At 73.7% G+C, this 1,456-nt stretch carries 1 protein-coding gene and 1 pseudogene; both read left to right on the top strand.

Annotation, left to right across the window (positions count from 1 at the left end; genetic code table 11):
• Positions 1–760 (top strand): annotated as a pseudogene (locus SSBG_RS14270) (hypothetical protein); the annotation flags it as partial.
• A gap of 220 nt (positions 761–980) precedes the next feature.
• Positions 981–1,325 carry a rhodanese-like domain-containing protein gene (locus tag SSBG_RS14265; protein WP_037869764.1) on the top strand — a complete coding sequence of 115 codons (345 nt, stop codon included), beginning with the start codon at positions 981–983 and terminating at the stop codon, positions 1,323–1,325.
• The last annotated feature ends 131 nt before the right edge of the window (positions 1,326–1,456 follow it).

Below are 1,456 nucleotides of genomic sequence, written 5' to 3'. Positions count from 1 at the left end.
ACCCCCCTCCCCGAAGCCCGCCTGGAGCGGGCGGTCCGCTGCCGCAGAACAGGCCCTCATCGAGTACGAGATCGCCGTCGAGACCTTCCGTATCGAGGTCGACAACTTCTCCCGCCTCCACCACCAGCGCCTCGGCCCCGTCTACGCCCGCCTCGACGAACTCGACGCGCTCATCGCCGAGGCCCGCGCCGCGCGCACCGGCAGCGACGAGGACCGGCTCACCGCCGCGCGGCTGCGCGCCGAGGCCATGCCGATGCCCGCCGTCGAGGAGCTGTTCCACGGCTGGATGGGCGCGGAGGGCCTGTGGCCCGAGGCCGCCGCGATGCTCACCGAGCAGCCCGTCCGCCCCCCGGAGCGGGTGCGGCCCAGCGAGGAGGCCCGCGCGCTCTACCGCGAACTCGTCCGCAAGGCGCACCCCGATCTCGTGCAGGACGAGAAGGAACGCGCGCGGCGCGACGAGTTCATCAGCCGCGTCACCACGGCGTACGCGCGCGGCGACGAGGCCGCGCTGCGCGCCCTCGCCACCGAGTGGGAGTCCGGCCCCGCGCCGCAGCCCGTCTTCCCGAGCCGCAGTGAGGAGCTGTACGCGCGCCTGGAGTGGCTCGCGCAGCGCAAGGACATGATCGCGGCGGTGGCGCGTGAGCTGGAGGAGAGCGCGATCGGCTCGATGCTCCGCCTCGCCCCCGACGACCCCGACCGCCTCATCGAGGAGGTCGCCGAGCAACTCCTCGCCCAGGTCGCCGAGAAGGAGCACGAACTGCTCCGCTGGACCTCCGGCGAGCCGGGACACGACGCCGGTACGGGCACGGGCACGGGTACGGAGCAGCCCGGTCCTACGGTGGGCCCGTCCGGCTTCACCGGTCCCACGGCGAACCCGGCCGACCCGGCCAGCCCCGCCGACCCCGCCGGTTCCACCGGTTTCGCCGCCCCCGGGGACGACCCCGCGTCCGGTGGCGGGCGGGTCGGGTAGCGTCTCAGCCATGCATTTCGGATCTCTGCCCAGTGTCGGTGTCGGCGAGCTGAAGGCCGACGACTTCCTCCTCGACGTCCGCGAGGACGACGAATGGCAGGCGGGTCACATCGAGGGCGCCCTGCACATCCCGATGAGTGATTTCGTCGCGCGGTACGGCGAAGTCACCGAGGCCGCCCCGCAGGACGGCAAGGTCAACGTCATCTGCCGCTCCGGCGGCCGCTCCGCGCAGGTCACGATGTACCTCGCCCAGCAGGGCATCGACGCCGTCAACGTCGAAGGCGGGATGCAGGCGTGGGAGGCCGAGGGCAAGCCCGTCGTCGACGACAAGGGAGCCGCCGGCTTCGTCATGTGAGCCGGTGGCGGGGCGGGCAGGGATGAGCGCGGACGAGGGCACGACGGGCGCGGCGGCACGGGAATCCGGCAGTACGGGCCCACCCCGCGCCGCCCCGGACAAGCGCCCCGCCCCCGATACGGCCCCGGAAC

It is taken from the genome of Streptomyces sp. SPB074 (assembly GCF_000154905.1).
Taxonomy (GTDB): domain Bacteria; phylum Actinomycetota; class Actinomycetes; order Streptomycetales; family Streptomycetaceae; genus Streptomyces.
The sequence above is the reverse complement of the archived record's forward strand: the minus strand, read 5'-3'. Positions and strand labels throughout refer to the sequence as shown.